The sequence below is a fragment of the Desulfogranum japonicum DSM 18378 genome, from assembly GCF_000429945.1.
Lineage (GTDB): Bacteria > Desulfobacterota > Desulfobulbia > Desulfobulbales > Desulfobulbaceae > Desulfogranum > Desulfogranum japonicum.
The window spans coordinates 1-2,840 of sequence record NZ_AUCV01000106.1 but is presented as its reverse complement, the minus strand read 5'-3'; the positions used below and the strand labels follow the sequence as shown (position 1 = coordinate 2,840).

Sequence of the window (2,840 nt, the reverse complement as noted above, 5' to 3'; positions counted from 1 at the left end):
TTTGGAAAAGTTCTATATCTCTCATAATGAAAACGGGATACCACGATAGGCGGTGGCTAAGCAAGCATTACCCACAGGAAACAGCGAGGAACCGTAATAAAACTGTCTCTGCACGGAATCGGTTTATAAACAAAACCCGCATATTAAAAGTAATTAATTTCTCGGATTTGCGATTCCAGCTTTTTGATGGTGCAGATAGACCTGCGGCTTTAATGCTTTTCAAAAAGACAGAGAAGAAAAATGTTCCTTATCGTTTTGATTACTGGATGCCTAAAGCTGACCTTAACCTCCGAATGAAACGGCTCATTACACTTAGTAGTGTGGATAAAGCGGTTCTTCGTTCTGATGAAGTCGAAAAAGACTCTTTTGCATTTAAGAGACGCCTTTGGATGCGTAGCCCAGATGCAAAGCTATTTCATTATTTGAATTCTTTTTCAAAGCTAGGAGATCTAATAGAAGTATATGGCGACTTAAAACGACGAAAAATACCGACTAATACTGGTTGGGTAATTGGTCAAGGATTTAAACAGGCTGTTCATAGGCGCTTACAGGATAATACATACGATACAACAGAAAGTGATATTGTTTCTCTTTATCCGTTCCTATCAATAGAAAATTTTAAAAAATTGGTTTTACCATCAATTTCTACAAACCCGTGGACAACCTCTTTAGTTCATAGAAAGGGATTTGAGGAAGGATTTATTGGAACGCGTATCTTAATCCCTAGAGGTTTAGGGACAGCTGAAACAAGGCTACGTGCTTGTTATACAGAGCAAAATCTAACTTTTACTGACATAATTCAAGCGATCACAGTACCTGAAAAAGACAAAAAACAAGCAAAGTTGCTTACAGCACTTTTAAATAGCCGTGTGGCTGTTTGGTTTAGTTTTCATGGAACGGCATCATATGGATCAGATAGGCCAGAAGTAAAATCGAAAGAACTGCTTAAGCTTCCTTTCCCTGATATTGACGAGCTTCCAGATCCTCAAAAAGCTGAAATGGCTTCGATAGGTTTAGTAAGAATTATTGACAATTTGCTTTCGAAACAAAACGATATTCTCGTTTCGGATAATCAAGAACAGGTAATTCTAAAAGAAGTTGATAAGTTGGCTTATGAGTATTTCTGTCTTTCTGATGATGAAATCTCCATCATTGAAGATACATCCAAATATATCATTCCTGCAACACAGCCTCACAAAGGTAGTTTTCCTGACCTATGGCAGTCTGCGCAAGCCAATGACCGAAAATCTTATGCAACTACATTAAAAAGAAATCTCTCTGAATGGTTAAGTGATGGGATAGTAACCGAGATTTCTCTTGAGGCTAAAAATGCCGATCTAGGAATCTTATGCTTAAAGCTTGTGCAGGGGAAAGAAGTAGCTCCCTATAAAGAACATACAGAAAAGAGTCTGGAAGATGTTTTAGAAAAGATTTCGAGCAATTTACCTAGCAAGTTGTCAGGAAACTTTCAGCTATTACCAGACTTTAGAGTTTTTATTGATGGCAATTTATATTTAATAAAGCCCATGCAAAAACGCTTTTGGTTACGCTCTATGGCACTTGCTGATGCAGATTCTATTGTTGCTGATTTACAGCATTCTATAACCCTCGACAGACAGGCAGGACAAGGTAAATGATTCATGGTGATCCTCAGTCATGGGCTTCCCGCTTTAGAAGTGTTGATCAGAGGCTAATGGAACGTATTCCAGACGTTTGGCCTAAATGTCAAAGTCTTCTTACGGATCAACCTGATGAAGATACTATCACCGAAAACCTAGTAAATCTCCTGTCTAAAGATGCTGTTGTTCGTAGGTTGGGGTATCTTGAATATCAATACTATTCTTTTAAAGAGACCGAAACAGGTGCAATTACAGATACAGGCAGAATTGATTTCGTTCTTGTGCTAGACAATGACAGAAGTGTTTATGTTGCTTATGAATGCAAGCGCCTGAATGTGGTTCGTAGCTCTGGACGGCTGTCACAAGCTACTGATTATGTTGATGAAGGAATTATGCGGTTTGTAACAGAACAATATTCCGAGAGTCTACCCTTTGCTTGTATGCTGGGGTATGTCATGGATGGTGATGTTAAGTTTGCAAAAACGCAAGTATACCGGACCATTGAAAGTAAAAAAGGTGACTTGGGCTTAAAAAGTGGTCCAGTGGAAGTATCAATCATATCTATTATTGAAAGATTTACCACTACCCATGCTCGTACAGGTAAAAAGGATATAATAGAGGTTCGTCACGGACTCTTGCCATTTTCGTAATTTTTTTTTGAGCTTTTCTTGAAAGTACAACATCTTTCAATGAAGGCTCAAGGGCGGAAAGCCCTTGAGTTGAGTTCATTTTGAATGTTTTTGATGGATGCTAGAGCGTTTCTTCGCTTGTGGCTCTCAGGTGCACTATTGGCAAGCGCGTTAAAAGCCTTCCTTAACAATCCGTGCAGCTCGTTTTCACTCTTTGCTGCCAGTTCAAATTTTGTAATCAGTTCCATTTTTACCTCCTGATGTTGGAGGCCGCGCCACTTCGCGACCTTTCGTAGGAGGCCGCTTTGCACGTCAGGTTATGTCCCGCACCTTTGGTCGCAATGGCAATGGAGAAGCGCATCTTTTTCGCGCTTGCGGGATTAACTCTGCCTGTCGTTGCTACGGATCAATCGTAGAAAGGGTGTGAAGCAAGGCTTTCATACCGTCAGGAATAAAAAGGAAAGATGTCAGATGAAATGCTGCATTTGAAAACAGACTGGAGTTATAGTCAAGTCTGGTGTTCGAAGAATCATTCCTAAACATTGACGATCCTGTCGAGCCCGCTTTCTTCTATCGGTACAACTCTCTCCCC

Annotated in this window: 2 protein-coding genes and 1 pseudogene; 2 read left to right on the top strand and 1 reads right to left on the bottom strand. The window is 40.0% G+C overall.

Annotated elements, in window-relative coordinates:
• Positions 1–1,637: pseudogene (locus G493_RS30825) on the top strand (HsdM family class I SAM-dependent methyltransferase); the annotation flags it as partial.
• Positions 1,638–1,693: 56 nt separating this feature from the next.
• Positions 1,694–2,269 carry a hypothetical protein gene (locus G493_RS0122420; RefSeq protein WP_051309805.1) on the top strand — a complete coding sequence of 192 codons (576 nt, stop codon included), beginning with the start codon at positions 1,694–1,696 and terminating at the stop codon, positions 2,267–2,269.
• Between the two features lie 47 nt (positions 2,270–2,316).
• On the opposite strand, the gene G493_RS0122415 is transcribed toward G493_RS0122420, so the two are convergent.
• A complete protein-coding gene (locus tag G493_RS0122415) occupies positions 2,317–2,496 on the bottom strand; it encodes a hypothetical protein (protein WP_028582155.1) in 180 nt (59 codons plus the stop codon).
• Positions 2,497–2,840: the final 344 nt, after the last annotated feature.